Source organism: Clostridium amylolyticum (assembly GCF_900142075.1).
In the GTDB taxonomy this organism is placed as follows: Bacteria; Bacillota; Clostridia; order Clostridiales; family Clostridiaceae; genus Clostridium_AA; species Clostridium_AA amylolyticum.
The window spans coordinates 348,130-372,031 of sequence record NZ_FQZO01000004.1; the positions used below are offsets into that span (position 1 = coordinate 348,130).

The 23,902-nt window shown below is 31.1% G+C and carries 23 protein-coding genes; 12 read left to right on the forward strand and 11 right to left on the reverse strand.

Annotated features, from left to right (window positions below):
• Positions 1-518: 518 nt before the first annotated feature.
• Positions 519-1,004: a hypothetical protein gene (locus BUA82_RS11580; protein WP_073008120.1), complete on the reverse strand. Its 486-nt coding sequence runs from the start codon at positions 1,002-1,004 to the stop codon at positions 519-521.
• A gap of 11 nt (positions 1,005-1,015) precedes the next feature.
• The gene (locus tag BUA82_RS11585; protein ID WP_073008123.1) at positions 1,016-1,828 is read right to left on the reverse strand and encodes a 4Fe-4S binding protein; all 813 of its coding nucleotides are present in this window, start codon (positions 1,826-1,828) and stop codon (positions 1,016-1,018) included.
• A gap of 374 nt (positions 1,829-2,202) precedes the next feature.
• On the opposite strand from BUA82_RS11585, the gene BUA82_RS11590 reads away from it, so the two are divergent.
• On the forward strand, positions 2,203-3,990 hold the full coding sequence (locus BUA82_RS11590) for a glycoside hydrolase family 10-like protein (RefSeq protein ID WP_073008126.1): 1,788 nt from the start codon (positions 2,203-2,205) through the stop codon (positions 3,988-3,990).
• Positions 3,991-4,065: 75 nt separating this feature from the next.
• On the opposite strand, the gene BUA82_RS11595 is transcribed toward BUA82_RS11590, so the two are convergent.
• Positions 4,066-4,968, reverse strand: a complete 903-nt coding sequence (locus tag BUA82_RS11595) for a cobalamin-dependent protein (protein ID WP_073008129.1) — start codon at positions 4,966-4,968, stop codon at positions 4,066-4,068.
• A gap of 148 nt (positions 4,969-5,116) precedes the next feature.
• Positions 5,117-6,004: a polysaccharide deacetylase family protein gene (locus BUA82_RS11600; protein ID WP_242948965.1), complete on the reverse strand. Its 888-nt coding sequence runs from the start codon at positions 6,002-6,004 to the stop codon at positions 5,117-5,119.
• Positions 6,005-6,239: 235 nt separating this feature from the next.
• On the opposite strand from BUA82_RS11600, the gene BUA82_RS11605 reads away from it, so the two are divergent.
• Positions 6,240-7,313, forward strand: a complete 1,074-nt coding sequence (locus tag BUA82_RS11605; protein ID WP_073008132.1) for an AI-2E family transporter — start codon at positions 6,240-6,242, stop codon at positions 7,311-7,313.
• A gap of 38 nt (positions 7,314-7,351) precedes the next feature.
• Here the strand turns inward: BUA82_RS11605 and BUA82_RS11610 are convergent, their stop codons facing one another.
• Complete coding sequence (locus BUA82_RS11610) at positions 7,352-7,972, reverse strand: NUDIX hydrolase (protein ID WP_073008135.1); 621 nt, start codon at positions 7,970-7,972, stop codon at positions 7,352-7,354.
• Positions 7,973-8,184: 212 nt separating this feature from the next.
• On the opposite strand from BUA82_RS11610, the gene BUA82_RS11615 reads away from it, so the two are divergent.
• Genes BUA82_RS11615 through BUA82_RS11625 form a run of 3 tightly spaced genes read left to right on the forward strand, consistent with a single transcriptional unit; the run spans position 8,185 to position 11,070 of the window.
• Entirely contained in the window at positions 8,185-8,853 is a 669-nt protein-coding gene (locus tag BUA82_RS11615; RefSeq protein ID WP_073008138.1) for an ABC transporter ATP-binding protein, read from the forward strand.
• 17 nt (positions 8,854-8,870) lie between these two features.
• A complete protein-coding gene (locus tag BUA82_RS11620) occupies positions 8,871-9,758 on the forward strand; it encodes a COG1361 family protein (protein ID WP_073008141.1) in 888 nt (295 codons plus the stop codon).
• A 1-nt stretch (position 9,759) separates the two neighbouring features.
• Positions 9,760-11,070 carry an ABC transporter permease gene (locus BUA82_RS11625; protein ID WP_073008144.1) on the forward strand — a complete coding sequence of 437 codons (1,311 nt, stop codon included), beginning with the start codon at positions 9,760-9,762 and terminating at the stop codon, positions 11,068-11,070.
• A gap of 104 nt (positions 11,071-11,174) precedes the next feature.
• Here the strand turns inward: BUA82_RS11625 and BUA82_RS11630 are convergent, their stop codons facing one another.
• Complete coding sequence (locus BUA82_RS11630) at positions 11,175-11,915, reverse strand: Yip1 family protein (protein ID WP_073008147.1); 741 nt, start codon at positions 11,913-11,915, stop codon at positions 11,175-11,177.
• 222 nt (positions 11,916-12,137) lie between these two features.
• Between BUA82_RS11630 and BUA82_RS11635 the strand changes: the two genes are divergently transcribed.
• Positions 12,138-12,479 carry a hypothetical protein gene (locus BUA82_RS11635; RefSeq protein WP_073008150.1) on the forward strand — a complete coding sequence of 114 codons (342 nt, stop codon included), beginning with the start codon at positions 12,138-12,140 and terminating at the stop codon, positions 12,477-12,479.
• Between the two features lie 377 nt (positions 12,480-12,856).
• Here BUA82_RS11635 and chrA read toward each other — a convergent pair whose 3' ends face one another.
• Entirely contained in the window at positions 12,857-13,972 is a 1,116-nt protein-coding gene (chrA, locus tag BUA82_RS11640; RefSeq protein WP_178140726.1) for a chromate efflux transporter, read from the reverse strand.
• Between the two features lie 170 nt (positions 13,973-14,142).
• On the opposite strand from chrA, the gene BUA82_RS11645 reads away from it, so the two are divergent.
• Both BUA82_RS11645 and BUA82_RS11650 read left to right on the forward strand, forming a co-directional pair.
• Positions 14,143-14,448 carry a PadR family transcriptional regulator gene (locus tag BUA82_RS11645; RefSeq protein ID WP_073008156.1) on the forward strand — a complete coding sequence of 102 codons (306 nt, stop codon included), beginning with the start codon at positions 14,143-14,145 and terminating at the stop codon, positions 14,446-14,448.
• Between the two features lie 169 nt (positions 14,449-14,617).
• The gene (locus tag BUA82_RS11650; RefSeq protein ID WP_073008159.1) at positions 14,618-15,115 is read left to right on the forward strand and encodes a YtxH domain-containing protein; all 498 of its coding nucleotides are present in this window, start codon (positions 14,618-14,620) and stop codon (positions 15,113-15,115) included.
• A gap of 102 nt (positions 15,116-15,217) precedes the next feature.
• Here BUA82_RS11650 and BUA82_RS11655 read toward each other — a convergent pair whose 3' ends face one another.
• Genes BUA82_RS11655 through BUA82_RS11665 form a run of 3 tightly spaced genes read right to left on the reverse strand, consistent with a single transcriptional unit; the run spans position 15,218 to position 17,436 of the window.
• Complete coding sequence (locus BUA82_RS11655) at positions 15,218-15,940, reverse strand: amino acid ABC transporter ATP-binding protein (RefSeq protein ID WP_073008162.1); 723 nt, start codon at positions 15,938-15,940, stop codon at positions 15,218-15,220.
• Positions 15,927-16,583 (reverse strand): amino acid ABC transporter permease, encoded by a 657-nt coding sequence (locus BUA82_RS11660; RefSeq protein ID WP_073008165.1) that lies wholly within the window; start codon positions 16,581-16,583, stop codon positions 15,927-15,929. The genes BUA82_RS11655 and BUA82_RS11660 overlap by 14 nt, the downstream gene beginning before the upstream one ends.
• Positions 16,584-16,593: 10 nt before the next feature.
• A complete protein-coding gene (locus BUA82_RS11665; protein WP_073008168.1) occupies positions 16,594-17,436 on the reverse strand; it encodes an ABC transporter substrate-binding protein in 843 nt (280 codons plus the stop codon).
• A gap of 429 nt (positions 17,437-17,865) precedes the next feature.
• On the opposite strand from BUA82_RS11665, the gene BUA82_RS11670 reads away from it, so the two are divergent.
• A complete protein-coding gene (locus tag BUA82_RS11670) occupies positions 17,866-18,516 on the forward strand; it encodes an ABC transporter ATP-binding protein (protein WP_341430354.1) in 651 nt (216 codons plus the stop codon).
• Positions 18,516-19,295, forward strand: a complete 780-nt coding sequence (locus tag BUA82_RS11675) for an ABC transporter permease (protein WP_073008174.1) — start codon at positions 18,516-18,518, stop codon at positions 19,293-19,295. The genes BUA82_RS11670 and BUA82_RS11675 overlap by 1 nt, the downstream gene beginning before the upstream one ends.
• A 40-nt stretch (positions 19,296-19,335) precedes the next feature.
• Here the strand turns inward: BUA82_RS11675 and BUA82_RS11680 are convergent, their stop codons facing one another.
• Positions 19,336-20,646, reverse strand: a complete 1,311-nt coding sequence (locus tag BUA82_RS11680; protein WP_073008177.1) for a hemolysin family protein — start codon at positions 20,644-20,646, stop codon at positions 19,336-19,338.
• A 263-nt stretch (positions 20,647-20,909) separates the two neighbouring features.
• Between BUA82_RS11680 and BUA82_RS11690 the strand changes: the two genes are divergently transcribed.
• Both BUA82_RS11690 and BUA82_RS11695 read left to right on the forward strand, forming a co-directional pair.
• Entirely contained in the window at positions 20,910-21,692 is a 783-nt protein-coding gene (locus BUA82_RS11690; RefSeq protein ID WP_143148618.1) for a hypothetical protein, read from the forward strand.
• Between the two features lie 497 nt (positions 21,693-22,189).
• Positions 22,190-23,761, forward strand: a complete 1,572-nt coding sequence (locus tag BUA82_RS11695; protein ID WP_073008183.1) for a DEAD/DEAH box helicase — start codon at positions 22,190-22,192, stop codon at positions 23,759-23,761.
• The last annotated feature ends 141 nt before the right edge of the window (positions 23,762-23,902 follow it).

Here is a 23,902-nt window from a genome sequence, read left to right on the forward strand (position 1 = left end):
AGAACTCTGCTTTTTAGAAACCCAATTTCATATTAAAACCCGTGCAATAATAAACACCTTTTTATTTGGTGTTATAACTTCTATGGTTACATTATTATTATATACTGTTTTAACAGAATATAAAATAGTTTTTCAAAAAAATTTTAATAATCTTTAAAAATAATTCAATATAAATTTTTAAGCATAAGTAAAAAACAATAAAAATATTAATTCATAAAATTTTAATAAAAAAAACCTTTTCTAATTTTAAAAAAAAAGGTATAATTAAGTCATATTTAATAATAATTTTAGTTTAATTAAATTTTATTTTATAATTATTATTAGATAACATAACCCATAAGGTTTACTAGCATAAACTTTAAAAAAGGTTATAAAACTTCCACATTGTTAAAATGACCTTCCCCCAAAAGGCATTTTAAATATACTCTCCTCTTACACATTATGGCCCACTAATTAGTGGGCTATATTATTTTATTAAATATCTAATTTTATTCTACACTCTCCTCTTAGCAATAAATTCACTTCAATGTTATAGTATGAGTTTTTAAATATTCCTTTTCTTCGTTAGTAAGTTTGCCTTTTTTATCCAATAAATCCACGCCTTCTTTCAAAAGCTTTTCATCTTCTTTTTTTATATAAGGAACACTATTATATAAAGCTACATAATATCTCACCGAAGCAGTACCTATCTCTACAGGGTTAGGCGACTTTACATATATATCTTCCAACTCTTTAACCTTAAAATTCTGAGGATTATCCATATTAATGTTAAAAGCAATGGCTAGATCCTCAATAGGAATATTAAAGGATTTACTTATATCAGCAAAGGTATATGATCCCCTTATATCAGAAGGATCTCCCATCCCCTTAAACTCTCCCTGATTAAAAACCGCCGGCTCTTTTGTTGATTCAGTTATCCAAATTCCAGCTATTTTTGCCCCTCCTATTATGAATATAAATAATGCTATTATTATTATACCTACACTTTTACTATTTAGATTCATAGATAACCACCTCACCTTCCAATATTTAACGTTTTACTTTTAGGGCAATTAAATTCCGAAGTACATTCAAGACAACTTATACATTGAACACTTTTCACTTCTTCAACATTTTGAACTTTTACATTCATTGGACAAGTTCTAGTGCACATACCGCAATCAATACAACTTGAAGCATTTCTTTTAATCTTAAAAATCCTAAATTTATTAGTTACACCAAGGATAGCGCCTAAAGGACATGCGTACTTACACCAAGGCCTTTCTACAAACAATGACCCAACCATAGTTAAAATAAGAACTATTATTGCTGTAACCCCAACCTCACCTGTCCATAAATTAAACAATGCATAATATGGGTCCACAGCGTCAAATACTATCTTGCCAGTTATAGCGGTTACATATAAAACCCAAACTAAAACTACATAAGGGATTAATCTAATAAATTTTTCAAATTTAGGAGAAATAAAATTGTTATATTTTTTACCAAATAGTTTTCTACCAATTCTCCCCAACCACTCTTGAAAGCTTCCTAATGGGCAGATCCAGCCACAGAACACCTTGCCTAAAAGTATAGATAGCCCTAATAGCACCACCAATATAACCAAGGATGATTCATGCACCTTTTTAATAAGAGCTCCTTTAGTTATAATTTCATATATAGATACCACTCCACCAAAAGGACAAAGTCCATGCAAAGATGCTACAGATAAAAAAGGAATATTAATCCCCCGCTCAATTAAGTAATGATTTAAAACCCCCATTGCTATAAGTGCAAAGAAAGCGATCTGAATAATTAAACGAATTCTGATTCTTTTTTCTTTTTTCATACCCCTACCTCCTCGTGATTTATATTCTAATTTTAAAATTCTTTTGTGTTAAAAATCAGTTAAATTTGTGACATTTTTGTGAAACACTGTATCATCATCAAAAACAAGCGATACACAAAGGATAGAAAAGTTAGTTAGTGTATCTTTTTCTTTAAATACTACTTTCTATAAAAAACACTATAAAAACTTATATAGTAAGAATTCATTTAAATTAGCATTTTAATTTAATTAAATTACAGTATCAAAAAAAGTGTATCATTTTTCTCTCTTCATTATGAAAAACCTTCATATGTAGCTTGTCCACTTACTTTAAACATAATGGCATGGAAATTGCTACCATTAATTATCATACATCAATTAAAGGAGGTTATTTAATGAAAAATAAATTACTCATTAAAACCGTAGCATTAGCTGCTGTAACTTTTTTAGGCTCCACATTGTTAACGTCTACAAAGATAAATGCTGATGAGTCCATGGTTCCACTATACAAGTATCAAACTACAACACCTATTCTTCTTCACGGAAAACAAGTGAAGGTTCCTAAAGCACCTGCTCATGAAAAAAGACAGTTTAGAAGCATGTGGGTGTCTACAGTAAGTAATATAGATTTTCCATCAAAACCTGGACTTAGTGTAGGCGAGTTTAAAAAGGAATATTTAGAGGTTCTCGATACCTTTGACTCTTTAAATATGAATGCAGTAACCTTCCAGGTAAGGCCTATGAATGATGCATTCTATAAATCAGCCCTTAACCCTTGGTCAGAATTTTTAAGCGGGAAGCAAGGAAAAGCACTGATAGAAAACGGTAAAGAATTTGACCCACTAGCTTGGGCTATTGAAGAAACTCATAAAAGAAATATGGAATTTCATGCTTGGTTCAACCCTTATAGAGTTGCTCATGCTTTTGATTATAAAAAACCTACTGAACAAGTACTTAAAGAAGAGCTAGCAAAACTTGACGATAATAACTTCGCTAAAAAGCATCCTGAATACATTATAAGATTTGATAATAAGTTAATCCTTGACCCAGGTATTCCTGAGGTACAGAAATTTGTTAGAGATAGCATCATGGAAGTAGTTACAAAATATGATGTAGATGCTATTCATTTCGATGATTATTTCTATCCCTATAAAACTACTAGAGATGGTAAACCTGTAATATTTGGAGACAAAGGTGAAGATACTGAAACCTTTGCAAAATATGGCTCATCCTTTAATGGAGATATTAAAGCTTGGAGAAGAAATAACATAGATTCCCTTATTCACGACTTAGCAAAAGAAATAAAAGCCAAGAAATCCTATGTTAAATTTGGTATAAGTCCATTTGGTATCTGGGGACATGATTCAGTACATCCTGGTGTAGGTTCTCATACTCCTTCTGGTTCTTCTGCCAGCTATGATGATATTTATGCAGATACTAGAAAGTGGGTTAAAGAAAGTTGGATTGATTATATAACACCTCAAATTTATTGGGCATTTAGCACCACTGCCGCCCCTTATGGAGAACTTGCAGACTGGTGGTCAGATGTGGTTAAAGGTACTAACTGTCAGCTTTATGTAGGGCATCCCAACTATAAGCATAATGATACTTATTGGGATAATGATTGGCATAATCCAGAGGAAATACCTAATCAATTAAAATTCAACTCACTATATAATGAAATAAAAGGTAGTTCCTTCTTTAGCTTAAGGCAGTTAAAACCAGAAACTTTAGATGTATCTGGTAGTACTCCTCAAGAAAAAGCAGAAAAAAGAGCAATGATAACACAAATAAGAGATACCATAAAAAATGATTATTTTAATACAAAAGCACTAGTTCCAACTATGCCATGGTTAGATAATAAGGCGCCTAATGCAGTAGTAGGAATTAACACCAAAAAAGCTAGCAATAAAGTAGAAATATCTTGGAAAGACTCTGCAAAAAACGACTCAGCTTATTATGTTATTTACAGATATGAAAGAGATAAAGGTCCTATGAAGGATGGTGACTTAGAAGATCCATCAAATATTTTAGCTATAGTAAGAAGAACCAACAATAAGACAGAATTAAATTATGTAGATACCACAGCAGTTAATGGCAAAACATACGTATATGCTGTTACAGCAGTGGACAGGCTTCATAATGAGAGCTCTCCAAAATATGCAAACGTGCCAATGAAATAGTAAATGTCTCCCTTACAATAAAAAGGCCATAATTTCTAGGAAACTTCTTCAGTATCCTAGAAATTCGGCCTTTTTTTATTTAGAGAATTCTTTCTTCAATATTTCAATAACGTCTCTCCCATTTTCATAATAATAGTCTGCACCAACGTATTTCCAAGCTTCTTCTTCATTTTTAAAAGCCCCGCCGCCTACTAAAATCTTTATATTTTTAAAATTGTTTTTTACAGCAGCTATGGCCATTTTTGCAGAATCTAAATGATAGTGCATAGTAACAGAAAAAGCAATTAAATCAGGAATTTCTACTTCTATAACATTAATTATGCTTTGTGTAGGAATATTAGACCCTAAATATATTACTCTAAAGCCCTCTATCTCAAGAATATCTGAAATCATCTTTAATCCTACATTATGCATTTCTCCCCCTGGACTAGCAAGTATAATTGAATAATTTACATTATGGGGTTTCCTGTTTAGATTTTTTATTTCATTCATTATCTCTATAGTTGTATCAGTTATATAATGTTCATTCCAAATATCTACTATATGTTTTTCCCATAAAAAGCCCACTTCTTTTAATGCAGGTTCTAGTATATCAAAGTATATTCCCTGTATATCCAAGCCTCCCTTAAAAGCATCAATTATAAGATCTCTCGCTGCTTTTTTATCTCCTTTTATTAACTCGTCTAGATATTTCTTAGATATTATGTTTTTATATTCCAAATCATCTAACTTATTTATAAATTCATAATTTTTCTTAGTTAATACAATCTCTCTTACTTCTGTCCTTTTAAGAAGATAATCTAGAGAAACACTGAAATAATCAGCTAATTTTTTAATCATTACATTATCAGGAAACCTTATGCCTTGCTCATAGTTAGCAATAGTACTTTGAGCGAGTCCAAGAGAATCTGCTAATTCTTTTTGTGTGATTTTCTTTTCTTTTCTTAGTTCTTTTAATCTGGAAGTAAACTTTTCCATGGCCCACCTCTAATACATATTATCTAATTATTATAATATCACAAATTGTGATTATAATATAGTAGATAATAATTATTAATAAATTATCATTTCAAACAGAAAAGCTGAAATAACATAATTTATAATGATATTCCAGCTTTTTTATATTTTACTTTATATATTCTTCTAATTTCACAAATCTATATCCTTCACTTATAAGTTTAGGTAAAGACTTTTTTAAGCCCTCAGCAGTGCTTCCTCTAGGTTTATTCATATGACATATTATAATAGAACCATTTTGAGATTTTGTCACACTTTTATAAACCATGTTTTCCGAAAAGGTTGCTCCAGCATCTCCATTTATGTTAAAACCTATAACTTTTATTTTAAGATCCTTAAGCATATTAATGCTAATATCATCATAATTAGCTGTACCTGCCCTAAAAAACTTTGGCTTTCTTCCTGTAAGCTTTTCAATTTTCTCATGGTTATCTAACACTTCTTTTAATGCCTCTTCCTGGGAATTTGTACCCTTTATCTTATAGGCAGATTTTCCATCTACACTAAGGGGTTTATGTAGCGTTCCATGATTTTCTATATCAAACAATGGGTTAGAGCTTAATTCTTTAAAAGTTTGCATGTTGCTGTCAATCCACCTAGAATTAATAAATAATGTGGCAGGCATATTATTAGAAACTAAATAATCAATTAACTCTTTATCATATTCACTTCCATGATTTCCACCACAAGCATCTAAGGTTAAAGCTATAACTTTTTCCTTTGTATTTAAATTATCTATTATCCCATTTACGTGTTCTCCAAATTCCTTAGGCTTAAGGTTTTTATACTTATTTAGAATCTCTTCCTTAGATAATAAAGTAATATTAGTGCCTTTAGGATGTTTTTTATCCTCCTGTTCATTTTGGTTGTTCTCTTTCATAGAATGTTTTTCTGTTATACTAATATTGTTATCTTTTACAGCACTTTCAGCACAAGCAATGGAGCTTGTACTAATTAATATCATCAGCACTATTAAAAGTAAATTGTTACTTTTCAATTTTACCCCCACCATAGCATAATATTTTTTCACATATATTAATATATTAGTTGATGTGTTCTCTAAATCACAATAGTTACTATTCCCTGCCTTTATAAATATTTATATATATTAAAATAATTATTTTAATAATTTGTAAATAAGGTAAACATTGTATGATTTTGTTGAAACATATCCTTTCACATAATATCATTGTATTAACCTGCAAAAAGGAATCTTGGAGTGTGATGAAACAATGAATAATAAAAAGATAACTTTAACCCTTATAAATATTCTATTATCGCTACTTATTTTATATGTGTTTACAAAACTTGATTACATTTTTAAGCCCATAGGTAAAATAGCTAATAGTTTAATTGTACCGATTATTTTTACTATATTCTTTTATTATGTTCTAAGACCAGTGGTGAATTATATAAACATAAAGGACAAGCATAAAACCCTAGCTGTGATAGTTACTGTTTTACTATTTGTTACAGCCTTAGCTACTTTATTAAAATATGGCATTTCAGTAGTCACCAAAGAATTCCAGGGTAGTACTGCTAATGGAGAGTTAATTAACTTAAATAGTTTTAAAGACTTTTTTGGAGAGTCTATAGGGGACTATGTAGAAAAGTTTAATATTAATGAGAAGATTCTTTCATATCTTTCTAATGTTGTGTCTTACATAAGCACTTACTTTTTTGATTTTTTTACCAGCATCAGTAACACCTTTACACAGATAATAATAATTCCTTTTCTTCTTTTTTATTTACTAAAGGATGATACTAAATTTGCTAAAGGTCTTTTAGATATTACCCCAGATAAATATAAACATATAGCAAAAACCACATTAAAAGAAATAGATGAAACCCTATCAAGTTATATAAAGAGCCAAATGGTAGTATCCTTGGTGATAGGGGTAATGATGCTTTTGGCTTACAAGATAATAGGCATGCCTAATGCACTTTTTTTAGCATGTTTTTCAGCCATCACCACGGTAATACCCTTTCTTGGTCCCATATTAGGTATCATACCAGCAATACTATTAGGACTAACCATAAATCTCAATATGGTTTTAAAAATAATTATTGCCTCTATTATAGTTCAGCAGCTAGAAGAAAATCTCGTTACTCCTAACATTATGAGTAACAAGTTAAATCTTCACCCTCTCACCGTTATAATAGTGATATTAATAAGTTTATCAGTGTTTGGTATATTAGGAGCATTCATAGCAGTTCCACTATATACTTCACTAATAATTATATTTAGAAATACCGGTAAAGCATACCACATGAGGAAGATAGAGCACACTTTTGAAACTAAATAGAACTTGCCTAAAAGCAAGTTCTATTTTTATCAAATAATCTAGTATAAATTAACAGACTTTTCTCCTACCATGGCAAATAGGTGCAATGCTAAATATGCTTTTGCATCTATTTTTATATCCTGCTTTAATAATTCTGCTGCTTCTTCTTGGGATACAAGTTTTATTTCCAGGTCTTCATCCTCTTCTAAATAATCTATGCTGGGTACTCCCTCACACACACAGAACATTATGGCCATAGACTCGTCTGTCATTCCCCCTGATGCATATACGGGAAGCAGTTTTTTACTGCTATCTATCTCTAGAAGTGTCAGCCCTGTTTCTTCCTTAAGTTCACGCCTTAATGCTTCTTCTATTTTTTCTTCCCCATCTATAAGACCTGCTGGAAGCTCATACATAAAATTATTTACTGGCACCCTAAATTGCTTAATCAGCACCAGCTTCTTACTTTCTTTATGTACTGCAAATATTACCACTGCATCAGTTTTTTCTTTCTTACCATTAAAATGCTGCTGTTTTAATGCTTCTAAATTTTTTCTAGAAGCCACAGTCCAACTTTTTATTTTTCCAATCTTATTTTTATATTTTATATCATATAGACTTAAAAATTTAGTTTCTGCTAAGGAATTAATCTCTTGTATCCTCTGCTCTTTAAAGCTCATATCTTCTCATCTCCTAACCAAAACATAAAATTCTGTAAATATCCTTAATTATTATACCACAAAATTATTTTCTTAGATGATGGTACCACTGCTATATAATGAAATGATTAAATCCAGGTCACTTTTTAAGGATAATTTAATATACCATATTATTACAAGGTGCTATAATAAAGGTATGTTTTAAAATTAACATACAGAAAAGGGGTGAGATAATGTCCCTAGTACAATGTTCTAATGTGATAAAAAGTTTTAACATGGGTAAAGTAAAGGTTGAAGTATTGAAAGGAGTTACTTTAGATATAGAAAAAGGTGAATTTGCTGCTATTATAGGTGAATCCGGTTCTGGAAAATCTACGCTTTTGAATATTTTAGGCGGTCTTATGCCTTTTGATAAAGGTGAGGTTTTTATATCTAATACTAAGCTTCACAATTTGGATGAAAATCAAAGAGCATTATTCAGGAGAAAAAGCATAGGTTTTATTTTTCAGTCCTATAATCTTCTTCCTCAGCTAACCGCTCTTGAAAATGTAGAGATGCCTTTAATATTTACCGGTGTCCCTAAAGTAGAACGAAGAAAAAAAGCTATAACTATCCTAGAACATGTAGGTCTTAAGGATAGAATGGAACATAAGCCCTGGGAGCTTTCAGGCGGGCAGCAACAGAGAGTTTCTATAGCTAGAGCTTTAGTTAATAATCCCTCTATTATATTAGCGGACGAGCCTACTGGAAACTTAGATAGTAAGACAAGCATTGAGATCTTAGATCTCCTTAAGGGACTAAATGAATCTCTAAACATGACTTTCGTAGTAGTTACTCACTCTAACCAAGTGTGTAATTATGCTAACAGAATTATCAGAATGAAGGATGGTATGCTAGATTAATCATAAAGGAGGATATTATGAAAAGAAAATCTTTAATATTAACTTTAACTATTGCACTAACTCTTAGTCTTAACACAGTGATAGCTTTTGCTGAATCTCCAGATATTTTAAATAATGAATCCGCACCTGTAGGTAATAATTATAATACCGTTACCAATATGGTAGGAATACAATCTAAAAAGCTCATTATAACAGAGGTTACCACAGATCCTAAATATGTAGAACCTGGCAAAGAGTTTACTCTTAAATTTAAAATTGAAAACAAAAATAATAGTAAATTAGAAAACATATCTCTTAAAATACTAGGTATTGAAGGTAAAAATATTTTGGAAGGCTTTTCTCCTGTAGGTACTACCAATGAAATATATTATGGCACATTAAACAAAAATTCTTCAGCAGAAGTATCCATTAAACTTATAAGCTCTCCCTCCATTAAATCTGGAATTTACAATTTTAATGTAAATGCTTCCTTTAATGAAAGCGGTAAATCTCCTGTAGAGATAACTAAAGTCTGCGGCATTATAGTAAAAAATCCTGCCAATTTGGTTCTTACCGAATTTAAGCCCTCAGATACAGGTAAGATAAGCGGAAGTTTTATCAATGCAGGCAAAGGCTCTTTAAACAGTGTCATGGTAAATATCTCTGCAGGAGATATAAATGTTTCAAAATATATAGGTGCTATGGAACCTGAAGTAGAAGAAAGCTTCGATGAAAACCTTGGGCATTTTGAAAAAGATACCACAGGGAATGTGGTTATTACCTTTAAAGATGACATGGGTATGGAAGGAAAAATAGAAAAACCCTTCACCATAAAAGCTACTACTCCTACTGCTGCAAAGCCTTCACAAGAAAAAAAATGGAGTTTTAAATCCATTTTAAAGAAACTATTTGGATTAGGTGCTTAGTATGCGTCTTGCAGATTTATTTGAAATAATCTGGAAAAATCTTTGGAAAAGGAAAAGCAGAACTATCTTTACTATGATAGGGGTTATAATAGGTTCTATAGCTATATTTACCATTGTCTCTTTAGGAAATGGCTTTAAAAAATATATTACTGATGAAATAGGTTCAGTATTTGATACGTCAGTAATATCCATCTCTCCTGCTGTACCACCCTCCGCTTATGGAGCTCCTGTAACTCCAGAAGAAAAAAAACTAAAAACAAAGCTAGATAAGAAAAGTATAAAAGAACTTAAAAGTTATCCTTTTGTTAAAGCGGTAATTCCAAAGCTTAATGAATTTGGAAACCTAGAATATAAAAAGATTAATACTGGCGCTAGTATAACTGGTATGCCTATGAAGGAGTTATCAAAAAAGGATGATCTTTTTGCAGGTAGGTATCCCAATGATAGCAAAAATGAAGGGATTTTAGGGTATAAAATGGCTGTGCTTCTTTTAGGTCATAAGCCCACGGATAAAATAGATAATAAAGAGATAGAAAGCTTATTAAAAAGGACTATTAAGTTAAAAATATCAAAAAGTGGTACTGTTCCCTTAAACCAATCCTCCAAAAAAGAAGAGGACTATACTATAAACTTAACTGTAGTAGGCATAGCAAAGGAAAGTACCATGGATGACTTTACTGTGAAAACTCCTTTGGATACTGTGGAGAATATTAAAAAATGGAGAAATTCTTCTGCTTTGAAAGAAGAAAATAAAGAAGAAGGCTACGGCAGTGTAGAAGTTATTTTAAAAGATACAAATAAAATCGACGAAGCGGAAAAAATACTTAAAGAAAATGGATATCAAATAAATTCTTTTAAAGAAATTCAAGGCGGCATTGGAAAAGTTCTAGATGGTGTCAAGATTGTTCTTGCAGCCCTAGGAGGGATATCTTTGCTGGTAGCAGCCTTTGGCATTACAAATACCATGAACATGGCAATATATGAAAGAAAAAAAGAAATCGGTATTATGAAGGTAATTGGTGGTAGTGTAAAAGACGTTAAAAGAATATTTGTAGGTGAAGCATGTTCTATAGGCCTCATGGGAGGTATATTTGGTCTTCTCTTAGGATTTCTAGTAAACTTTTTAATTAATATGGTAATTAATGCTTTTCTAACAAAAGGACAAACCCCAAATGTTAAAATTGCCACAGCAACACCAGGTTTAGTTATCTTCATACTCCTTTTTAGTACTTTAATAGGCTTTATAGCAGGTGTCGTCCCTGCTTCTAAAGCAGCTAAATTAGATGTAATAAGCTCTATAAAGGAAGAATAAATGTTTAATTCATTGAATCTATAGAGGTACGTAAAAAAGTCCTTGGGTATTTAATACTCCAGGACTTTTATTTTAAGTAATATATTTTTTAATTATAACAAGCCTTAAGGTACAGGTGTAGAAGGAGGTGTTATTCCTTTAAGAGCATTAGTAGCTCCTAAACTCATTAGAGAAAACGTTAGTCCAAGTGCCCAAATGATAACCACCACACCAATACTCTTTTTCTTTGATATCTTAGCCACTACAGCTATTCCTATAACCAGTAGTAGCATCTGCCAAATTCCAAAGACATTTAGTTTGGCTAAAATCACATTTCCTACGGATAAATTAGCCGCTGCATTCACATCTATGGGCTTGTTTACTATAACGTCATATATTAATCTTATTATGCTTCCTATAACCACAGGAAAGTATGATATTACATAAACTCCTACCATTTGAGAGTAACTGGCAGTACCTTTAAACATCTTAGATACCAGCCAATATATTAAGGTAGTAAAATATATACCTATTAAAATGCCTACAATAGTAGTAATTGCTACAAATATGGGAGATGTAGTTACATCAGCAACGCTCTGCGCTATTCCCAATGCAGCTGGATCCATACCTGGTGTGGTATTTAATTGTTTGTCCACTGCACCTTTTAATGCTTCTTTGGAAATTATTCCTTGGATTACAGCTACTATTGTAGAAATTGCAACAACTATAACCATTGGTATTGCATATTTTCCATGATGTAAATAGTCTTCAAAGAGTTTTTGCGGATTAATGAAAAAATATTTAATTTTTTCTCCTAAGGTTAGCCTTGACTGAATTTCGTTGTTTTCAAAATTATTTGTTTCCATACGTTACCTCCTTATATAGCCTGTTATTATTTTATCATAATTTAGAAAGTTCTTCCATAAACATTGATAAATAAATAAAAAAATTAAACCTATTAGCTTTTAATTCCATAAATAATTTAAACTTCCTCTATTACTTTGAATAGCAATAGTAAATGTAGTAAATAATAAGGATGATATACTAATGAGAATATTTATATTTAATGTGTATAAAGGAGTAAAAATATGTTGAAGGGACTGATTTGCATCATGAGTTATATGTATAAAATGAATGAAAGAAAAAAGAAAACAAGAAACATGATGATAGGAGCAGGCATTGGAGCTATGGCAGCTGCCGCCATGATAGGCTACATGAATAAAAAAGGCCAAAATAATAATGAAAAAAACCAAGATTCTTCCTGTGCTGAGAGTGGTATAGATATTACTATAACCCCTACTTGCAGTAGCAGCTCTCAAGAAAATCCAGAGTATGATGACAGCAGTATAGTACCAGAGGATAACTACCCCAAAGATGAGGGTTACGTGGTTATCGAAGCCACTGATGACCATCATATCGACTCAAAATAAAAAAATTTATTAGAAAATTAAAATTTTCAATATTTTATATTATTTAATATTGAAATTAATACCCTTATAAGTGTATAATTAATTGTGTAAACGGTTATTAAATAACTTATTTTATATAAGCCAGCATTTTAGAGATCACTCTCTAAATTAATTTATTTAAAGACTACTATGAAAAAATAACCTCTGCAAAAAGAAGCGGAGGTTATTTTTTAATTGAGAATTTAGAATTTAAAATGAATGAGGAAACTCACGGAGTTTCTTTGAAATTAAATAAGAAAAGGCTTCCTTTTGGGAAGCTTTTCTTATAATAAATTTGAAGTTTTTCTGGTGCTTTTCCAGAAAAACTATCCTCCATTCTCAATTCTAAATTATCAATTCTAAATTATTAGAGTCGTCTTAACGACTCCTAATATTGCTGCTCCTGCCACTCCATAGAATACATTTATCTTATATTTCCATAAAAGTATAAACCCAATAACCGCTATACCTACAGTCCATAAATCTACTATGGCTCCTGGAATTAATGAGAGCAGTGCAGCTAGTATTCCACCAATAACTGCAGCATTTATTCCCTTTAAAAAAGCTTTCATCCAAGGTATGTTTTTAAACCTTCTTAAATAAGGCGCAGCAGCTAAAATGAATATGAAGGATGGTAAAAATATAGCAAAGGCAGATACAAAGGCACCAAGCACACCAGCCATTTTATAACCTATAAAAGCGGAGGTTATAACCACAGGACCAGGAGTCACTTGACCTAAAGCAATGCCTGCTAAAAATTCTTGTTTTGTAAGCCAATGAAGGTTTTCTACCACCTCTTGCTCTATAAATGGAATTATTACCAGTCCCCCTCCATATATGAAAGCCCCCACTTTAAAAAAGAATAAAAACATTTTAGAAAATAAGTTGCTAAAAAGCACCACTGGAACTATGCTGCTGTATAACTTTTTATTTTTAAACAAATTTTGTTTATTAGGTAATACATGGTAATATACTATTCCTAGTACTCCTCCTAAAATAAGAACTAATACTAAATTTATCTTTAGAAAATATACTAATATAGTACTTACAGTAAACATAGCTAGTCCAAACTTATCTGTAATAGACTTTTTACCCATCTTATAAAGGGATATACCAACTAGTGCGATAACATACGCATTAACCCCGTATAATACGCCCTTTATCTGTGGAATAGAACCATACTTAAAATATATATAACTTAAAAAGGTTATTATCACAAAAGCAGGGAATATGAAGCTTATTCCAGCTAAAATACCGCCTTTAAGCCCTCCCTTTAAATATCCTAAATATATTCCTAACTGAGTAGAAGCAGGACCAGGCAACATATTGGAAACAGCAAGACCATCTAAAAAATCCTCTCTATCTGCCCACTTTCTCTTTTCAATAAGATCCTCCTCCATCATAGCTATATGAGCCATAGGTCCTCCAAAACCTAATAAACCTATTTTCAAAAAATATGAAATTATCTCTTTCAAGTTGCACCCTCCTTTAATTTGTTTTATATTTAAGATTAACAAGTTATTATTTTTAATCATTAAATAAGCTAACTACTTATAAACTTAACTATATGATAAAATAATAATAAAGTTAATATCGAATTTCGTTATCGTGATTTGATATTATTATATACTGAGGGTGATAATAAATGCAAGAACAAATTACAAGGAAGTTTTTATTAGGATTTATAAGCATTCATATTTTACATCATGCTAAAGAAGAGCCTATTTACGGTTCTTGGATGCTTGATGAACTTAAACACCATGGTTATGACATTAGTCCTGGGACCTTATACCCCATTTTACATAGCCTTGAATCCAGCGGATTGCTATCTAAAGAGGAAAAAGTAGTGGAAGGTAAAGTAAGAAAATATTACTCTATAACTAAAAAAGGCCAGGAAACTTTAGAGGAAACCGTAGCTAAAGCTAAAGAGCTCTTTGATGAAATTAAATAAATACAAAGCATTTTGAATTGCAATTTTGTGAACAAAAAACCTCAGCTTTTAACGTAGTGTAAAGGTATTATTAATTATGCTTTCTACTTATTGTAAAGTATATTTACTACTCCTATAATAAAACCAACAAATTGTTGTTAAGAGAATTACTATATGAGGAGGTTTTAAAATGTTATATAGAAACTTAGTTCACAAGGTAAAAAAAGAAAAAAGAAATATAGAAAGAAAAAAACAACTAAAAAACGCAACTTTAGTGGGAATTGGTGCTGTCATAGGTTCTGTAGCTGCCGCCTTAACCACTCCTAAGAAAGGTGAAGATCTTAGAAAGGATATAAAAAATACTTATACAGATACTGTAGATAATGTTAAGAAAAAAACTGAAGAAGTCAAAACTCAAATAAAAGACACTATAGATGAAGGAAAATATAAAGCAGAAAAAATTAAGAGAGAAGCTGCTGAAAGGAAAGAAGAATTAAAGGATATAATACATGAAAAAGCAGAAGAAATTAAAGAAGATGTTAATAAGGATAAGAGTGATATTCACACAAAAGCAAACAATGCAAAGAAAGATTTAAAAGATACCGGAAAAGTAGTAGTAGAAGATGCTAAGGATACTAAAGAAGACCTATATAAGACTATAAAAGATGTTAAGTCTGATCTTAAATAGTAATTCTCTTTTATAAAGTGGTAAATTTAACAATTAATTAAGCTAAAATGAGGCCTAGAGCTAGGCCTCATTTTGGTTTAAACATTTATTTAATCCACTATTTTATAGTATCTTACTTAGAAAATCTTTAGTTCTAGGATTTTGAGGATTAGAGAATATTTCTTGTGGTGTGCCTTCTTCGATGATCTTACCTTCATCCATAAAAATCACTCTGTCTGCTACTTCTTTGGCAAAACCCATTTCATGGGTTACCACCACCATGGTCATCCCTTCTGCAGCCAGCTCTTTCATTACGTTTAATACTTCCCCTACCATTTCAGGGTCTAAGGCTGAAGTAGGTTCATCAAAAAGCATAACTTCTGGTTCCATAGCAAGAGCTCTTGCTATAGCTATTCTCTGCTTTTGTCCGCCAGATAGCTTGGAAGGATAGCTTAAAGCTTTATCTTCTAGTCCTATTTTCTTTAACAGCTTATAAGCTATAGCTTCTGCTTCCTCTTTACTTTTATTCTTCACCTTCATAGGTGCTAAGATTATATTATCTATAACTTTCATATGAGGAAACAGATTAAATTGCTGAAAGACCATCCCCATGTTCTCACGAATTTTATTTATATTAGTCCCCTTTTTAGTTATTTCTTCATTTTTATAAATTATGCTTCCTTCAGAAGGAGATTCCAGTAAGTTTAAACATCTTAAAAAAGTACTTTTTCCTGAACCGCTAGGTCCTATTATTACAAGAACCTCTCCTTTTTCCACATGTTCACTTACCCCTTTAAGAACATGTAATTCACCAAAGTGCTTATGCAAATTATCAGTTTTTATCACTTACTTTCATCCTCCTTTCTACAACACCTAATGCCTTAGATAAGGTAAAGGTCATTACGAAATATAATAAAGCTGCAATTATCAGTGGTTCAAAAGGCCTAAAGGTATTTCCTCTTACCGTATCAGCATTATACATAAGTTCATGTATACCAATAACAGATACTATGGATGATTCCTTAACTACCACTATAAACTCATTTCCTAAAGCAGGAAGAATGTTTTTAAACGCTTGAGGTATTATAATATGTCTCATAGCTTGAGCATTACTCATACCTAAACTTCTAGCAGCCTCCATCTGTCCTTTATCTACTGCGCTTATTCCTGCTCTGATAATTTCCGCTACATAAGCCGCGCTATTTAGAGAAAGGGTAATTATACCTGCTAAAACATCTGGAAATTCTATTCCTAAAGAAGGTAGTCCATAATACACTATATAAAGCTGTACAAGTATTGGAGTACCCCTTACAAACTCTATATAAGTAGAAGAAATGACTTTTAAAATTTTACTATTTGAGAGCTTCATTAATGATAGCAATAATCCTAATATTGATCCAAACAATACTGTAAAAAATGCTAGGAATAATGTTAACTTTGCTCCATTAATAAAGAACATATTATATTTAGATAGAAAACTAAAGTCCAATTTTATCCCCCTATTCCTTTATATCTACTTGATTATTTGCATCTATAACAAGCTTTTCTATAGCTTTTTCATTCATAAGTCTATCTAAAGTTTTATTGATTTGTTCTGCAAAATCTTTTGATCCTTTTTTAACTGCCACCGCAGCACCTTTTTCTTCGCTGTTTTCTTGGAATTTAAAGTTAACTACTGCTAAGTCTTTATTTGCTGCTGCATAGGACTTTGCCACTACGGTTTCCATTACTACTCCATCTACTTTTTTATTCTTAAGTTCCAATACAAGGTTTGTAATTTTTCCAAGTCCCTTAACTTGAGAATCTTTTATCTGTTCTTTAGCTATTCCTTCTTGTATAGAACCCTTTTGTGCTCCTATCTTTTTACCTGTTAATGCTTCTACTCCGGTATACTTATCTTTATCTTCAGCTCTTATAAGCATAGTCTGCTCTGCTTCATAGTATATTTTAGAGAAATCTACACTTTTTGATCTTTCAGCATCTGGAGTCATACCTGCTATAACCATGTCCACATTTCCGGTACTCAAAGCACCTAGAAGTCCATCAAAGCTCATATCCTTTATTTCAAGTTTAACCCCTAGATCTTTAGCTATCTCTTTAGCTATTTCTATGTCAAATCCAACTATTTCATCTTTTCCATTAACTTCTTTATGAAACTCATAAGGTGGAAAATCCGCACTAGTACCTACTACAAGTTTACCGGATTTCTTAACCTTTGCTAAAGCTCCATCGGAACCATCCGCTGATACTCCTTTAGTATTCTTTCCACAAGCTGTAATAGATAATGTTAAAGCCCCAACTGTGATTGCTGTTACTATCTTTTTAAATAATCCCTTTTTCATATTATCTCTCCTCCAAATTTATATAAAAATATAATTCCCTTTAACATGTGTATAATTATACATTCTTTTATTATAAATATGCAATAGTATTTTTAATTTTTATTACATTTTAATAAGTAAATGTTTACTTTAAATATAAATTCTCATTATTTATGATTTTTACTAACAATTTAATAACCAATGGGTTTAATAACTATAAAAAATTAGATACTTATTAGCAAAATATTCATTTTTATGCATAATCATTCACTTATGCACTATAAATTTTATAACTCTAATTCCGACCTAACAAGAAGGTGTCATATATTATTAACTGTTTATTTATACATATTGAGTAGTAAAGATGATAAAATAATATTATAATATCGGTTTTCGATATTAGCTTGTCATTGTATATAAATATGCTAAACACACCAAAGAATGCAGGAGATGATTTCATTGTTTTCTATCAAAGGTCTAGTTTATAAAGATATATTAGCTATAAATAGATTAGAATTGCTCGGAAATAAAATAATATGTATAGTAGGAGAAAGCGGTGGTGGCAAAACCACTTTGCTTAAAATGTTAAATAAGCTTGTTTCTCCAGACAAAGGAGAAATTCTATATAACAATATTTCCTTAAAAGATATTGATTCAGTAAACTTAAGAAGAGAAGTGGTAATGCTTTCTCAAATACCAGCCATATTTGAAGGCACCATAAAGGATAATTTATTAATAGGTCTTAAATTTTCTGAAAAGCCTATGGTTTCAGATAAAGTCTTAGAAGAAGCCTTATCCTTTATAAAGCTTAATAAGAATTTAGAAGATAATTCAGAAAATCTCTCTGGTGGAGAAAAGCAAAGATTAGCCTTGGCTAGGGTTTTAATAATGAATCCTAAGGTATTCCTTCTAGATGAACCATCCTCTGCTTTAGATGAGGACACAGAAAAATTCGTTATTGAGAAACTAGTTAATCACACTAGGAAAAATAATAAAACCTTAATTATGGTTACACATTCAAAGAGTATTGCAGAAAATTATTATGATTGCCTAATAGAAATAAAAGAAGGAAAAATAATAAATATTAAGGAGGTAAAATAATGAATGAAGCTATGAACTTGGGTATCACTCAAATGATTAGTGCTTACATATTTATATTAATTCTTTTAATAATAGTAAGATTAAAAGGAATTAATCGTGAAAAAGAAATTATAATCGCCTCCATTAGAATGACTCTACAACTTATTGCTACTGGTTATATTTTAGATTATCTTTTTAAAAATCCCCATCCTCTTTATACTTTAGCAGTTATTATTATAATGGAAGCATTTTCAATTTATAATATTACAAAGCGCATAAAAATAAAGCTATCTAATAAACTAAAAAAAATAATAGCCTTTTCCATGTTTTTTGGTTCTTTTATCACAATCTTATTTTTTCTAATTATAGTAGTAAGAGTTACTCCTTGGTACAATCCAAGATACTTCATCCCTATCTCAGGTATGTTGATTGGCAATTCCATGACTGGTATAACTTTAGGTATTAACAGATTGGTAGATGGAATGAATACAAATAAGAACTTGGTGGAAGCTGCGCTTATGCTAGGGGCTCCACCAAAAGCTGCTGCAAAATCTATTATAGATAATGCCTTTGACTCTGCCATACTACCTACCATAAATTCTATGGTAGGTATGGGTATAGTGTTTCTTCCAGGAATGATGACAGGGCAAATTCTATCCGGCACTTCTCCCCTTACTGCCATAGAATATCAAATCGCCATTATGTTAGGAATTACAGGCAGCGTTTCACTATCTGTAATTTTGGCGGTACAGCTAGGTTATAAAACTTTCTTTAATAAAGATAATCAACTTACATATTGATTTAAGCTTTGTAAAAAAGACTCCAAGGTAAACCAAAAGCTTACTTTGGAGTCTTTTTATTGTTCCATGACATTTTCACTTTTTCAATTCTATTATGCTTTACACTTTGGATTTCAAAGGTAACATCCTTGTACTTAAATATACTTTTTTCTCCCTTAGTAGGAAGTCTTCCTAAATCTTCTATAATAAATCCACCTAAAGTTTCTACGTTCTCAGAATTAATATTTAGGTGAAAATACTTATTTATATCCTCTAAAGGGGTTATACCCTTTATCATATAGGTAAAATTATCAATCTTACTAATATATTCATTACTATCATCATACTCGTCAAAAATATTTCCCATTACCTCTTCAATTAAATCTTCCATAGTTATTATCCCTGAGAAACCACCATATTCATCTACTAGTACGGCTAAATGCATTTTATTTCCCTTAAGCTCTGCAAATAGTTTATCAATATTCTTATTTTCATGGACAAAGTACGGTGGCCTTAGTAGTTCTCTTACATTAATATTATTTAACCCTTTTTCAGCCTCCCTTAATATGTCTTTAACATATAACACACCTATTATATTATCTAGTTTTCCTTCATAAATAGGTATTCTAGAAAAAGAATTATGTAGTATCCTTTTAATAATCTCCTCTGAGCTCTCATCAATATCCATCATAAATACTTCTGTTCTAGGAATCATAATTTCCTTTGCAAGTATATCATCAAATTTAAAGATACTCTCAATCATATCCTTTTCAGCTGTATTTATAACCCCAGTTTCCTCCCCTACTTGAATTAAAGATCTTATTTCCTCTTCCGAAACTTTTTCTTCTAAGTTTTTCATATCTATTCTAAAAATTCTTACCAACAAATTTGTGGACATTGAAAGAAGTTTAATAAAAGGATATGCAATCTTAGAAACCAATATTATTGGACCTATAGAAAACCTTGCTATAACTTCAGCTTTTTGAAGTGCTACCCTCTTTGGAAATAATTCTCCAAATACTAAGGTTATATATGAAAGTATAATAGTAACTATTACTAATGAAATTTCATAAGCATAGGGTATATTATAGCTTAAAAATACACCTGATAGAACACTGGCAATGCCTGTAGCAGCTGAAGCACTGGCGAAAAAACCTGCTAAGGTAATTCCTACTTGAATGGTAGCTAAAAATTTACTTGGCTCAGACAATATCCTTTGAAGCATCTGAGCTTTCTTATCTCCTTGTGCAGACAGCATTTTTATCTTATTTTTATTTATAGAAACTATAGCCATTTCTGCAGATGCAAAAAAAGCATTTATCAAAGTTAAAATTCCTATAAGTACAAGTTGTGGAATTATATTTTTCCCCATTATAACACCTCATTACAATTTATAGATTTAAAATTTATTATAGCCATTAATATATTTACTATATTATAATATAAAGATTTCCTATGTTTGTATTAAATATTAATATTTCAATAATTATATTTATTTAGGAAAACATAACCTGTTTTACTTTTTTAAATTTTCTATTATAATTAGTATTAGGTACAAGCTTCTTTACTTCTGAGGCAAAAATTGCGAAGCTCACTTCATATCTTCGTAATAATCTAAACCTAAAGGAGAAAACCATGCAATATAAAAAATATTTACCAATGATTCTTGGAATATTTTTAAGTTCTGGAGTTATATACATGAGACAAGCTCCTGGAGAGGTAAGAATTGTTGATAAATCTAATAGTGCTATTGTAGTTAGGGAATTTAATACTCAATGTAAACCTAATACATCAGACCCTATGGTGAAAGATGCTTTAAAGGAAATAAATAAATTAGAAGTAACTAATAATGAATCATCTTTTAAGATAGCGTCTTCTATTGAAGAACCTCAAAAAACTAATGGTGATACTAAAGTCTACAGTAGAGGAGAAAGTAAAACTTATTCCTCCAAGTATGGTGAACTCTTAGATTGGTGGAAGGAAGCAGACACCATTATCCCAAGAGGTGCAATCTTTCAAGTTAGAGACTTTTATACCAATAAAACTTTTAATTTAAAAAGAACTTTTGGAACTAATCATGCCGACGTAGAAGCATTAACCCTTCAAGATACTAACACCATAAAAAGTATATGGGGTGGCTTTTCTTGGGAAAGAAGACCTGTGGTGGTTTATTATGCTGGCAGAAGTATTGCAGCATCTCTAAGCGCTATGCCTCATGCAGGATTAGATTCTAAACCTTCAGAGGAATTAATTGAAAACCGTTCAGGTAACTTTGGTTTCGGTACAAATTTAGATGCTGTGAAAAATAACGGTATGGATGGGGTCATGGATTTACATTTTTTAAACAGCAGAACCCATGGAAGTGACAAAATTGATAACCTTCATCAAGCTGCAATACACACAGCAGCAGGAAAATAGCTATTAATAGATATTGTAATAAATAATTATTGATTATTTAGAATAAACGGCTTGTACTAAAATTAGTACAAGCCGTTTAATTTCTATCCAAGAAAAAACTCCAAAATTCTCATCCCCCTCATAAAAAAAATAAATCTGCACATAATATAAGCAGCCATTCCAAATCTTTGATTTGGCATGGTCGCTTACTAAAATGTTTCTAAAATATAAAACTCCCTGTTATGGTTTACATATAAAAAGTTGGTTAATTATACCTTGCAAATGCATAAATACTATGTTATAGTAAGTTGTTCGAAAGACGATGTGAAAATTTGAAGATTATATTACATGACCTTCAATCCTGGTAAATGAGAGTTTGAGAAGATATTATTTCTTTGATAATATAGCGTCAGATAAAAACACCGGCTTTTGAGTATTCCATAGAGGAGCTTCAAATATTAAATATAACAAATTTAAGTTATTTGAAGAAAAGTCAAATCAAAAAGTGAGGATTTTAAATGAACGAAATTAAATTTAACAATTTAGGACTGAATAATAATATACTTAAGTCAATTGATGACATGGGTTTTGAAGAACCATCACAAATTCAAGCTGAAGTTATTCCTGTTCTTTTACAAGGCTTTGATGCTATAGGTCAAGCGCAAACAGGTACTGGTAAAACTTTAGCCTTTGGTGCTCCAATATTAAATGCTTTGGATCCATCAATAAAAGGAGTTAAAGCAATTGTACTTACTCCTACAAGAGAACTTGCCATTCAAGTAAATGATGAAATAGCAAGAATAGCTAAATATTCAAGAGTAAGGCTACTACCTGTATATGGTGGTCAGCCCATCGATAGACAAATTAGAGCTTTAAGAAACGGTATTGATATTGTAGTTGGTACTCCAGGTAGAATATTAGACCTTTTAAGAAGAAATGTTCTTCACCTTCAAGATATACAATTTCTTGTACTTGATGAAGCTGATGAAATGCTAAACATGGGATTTATAGATGATATTGAAGAAATAATTAAAAATTCAAATAAGAGCAGACAAACTTTGTTATTCTCAGCTACTATGCCTGCTGAAATCAAAAAGCTTTCAAAGAGATACATGAAAGATGATACTAAGCATATCTCCATAGTTAAAAGTACTGTAACTGTATCTACCATTGATCAATATTATTTTGAAATTAAGCATAAAGATAGATTTGAATCTCTTTGCAGAATTCTTGATGTAGATGAGCCTTCCAGTGCAATTATCTTCTGTAACACCAAAAGAGGTGTAGATGAACTTGTAGAAACTCTTCAAATTAGAGGCTACAATGTTGAAGGTATGCATGGTGATATGAGCCAAAACGTAAGATTAAACACTTTAAGAAAATTCAAAGAAGGTTCTCTTGAGTTCCTAGTAGCTACAGATGTTGCAGCAAGAGGTATAGACGTTGAGAATATCACTCACGTTATAAACTACGATATTCCTCAAGACATAGAATCTTATGTGCATAGAATTGGAAGAACAGGTAGAGCAAACAGAACTGGTATAGCCTACTCCCTTGTAACTCCAAGAGAATATATAACTCTTAAGCAAATCGAAAAATATACAAAAAGCAAAATAAAGAGAAAAGATCTTCCTACCATAGATGATATTTTCTCCTCTAAATACAACAATATTATAAATAGAGTTAAAGAAACTCTTGAAAAAGATGATTATAAAAGATTTGTACCACTTACTGCAGAGCTAGATGAAGAATATAACCTAGTAGATGTTGCTGCTGCCTTAATGCATATGGTATATAGCAAAGAAATAAGCTATGAATACACAGAAAACTCTATAGGAACATCCTCAGCTTTCGTAAGATTATTCCTTACTGTAGGACGTATGGATAGAGTAAATCCAAAGCAAATGCTTCAGTTCTTCAATGACACAGCAGGAGTAAACAAAGAAGATGTGGGTGACATTGATATAATGGAAAAGTTCTCCTTCGTAGATGTAAGTGAAAGAGCTGTAGACCTACTCCTTAAAAAGAGCAACGGCAAAAGATTAGGCAACAGAAAAGTTAAAATAGAAGTTTCTAAGGGAAAAAAATAGGATTTTTTTCAATTTAGAATTGAGAATTTAAAATGTAGAATGAAGGACTCATAGGCCCCCTCCAAAAGCTGGACTATTAATTCGAATGAAGTTAGAATTAAAATACAGTTAAGAGGAGGTCTTTTATGTCTATAAGGTTTA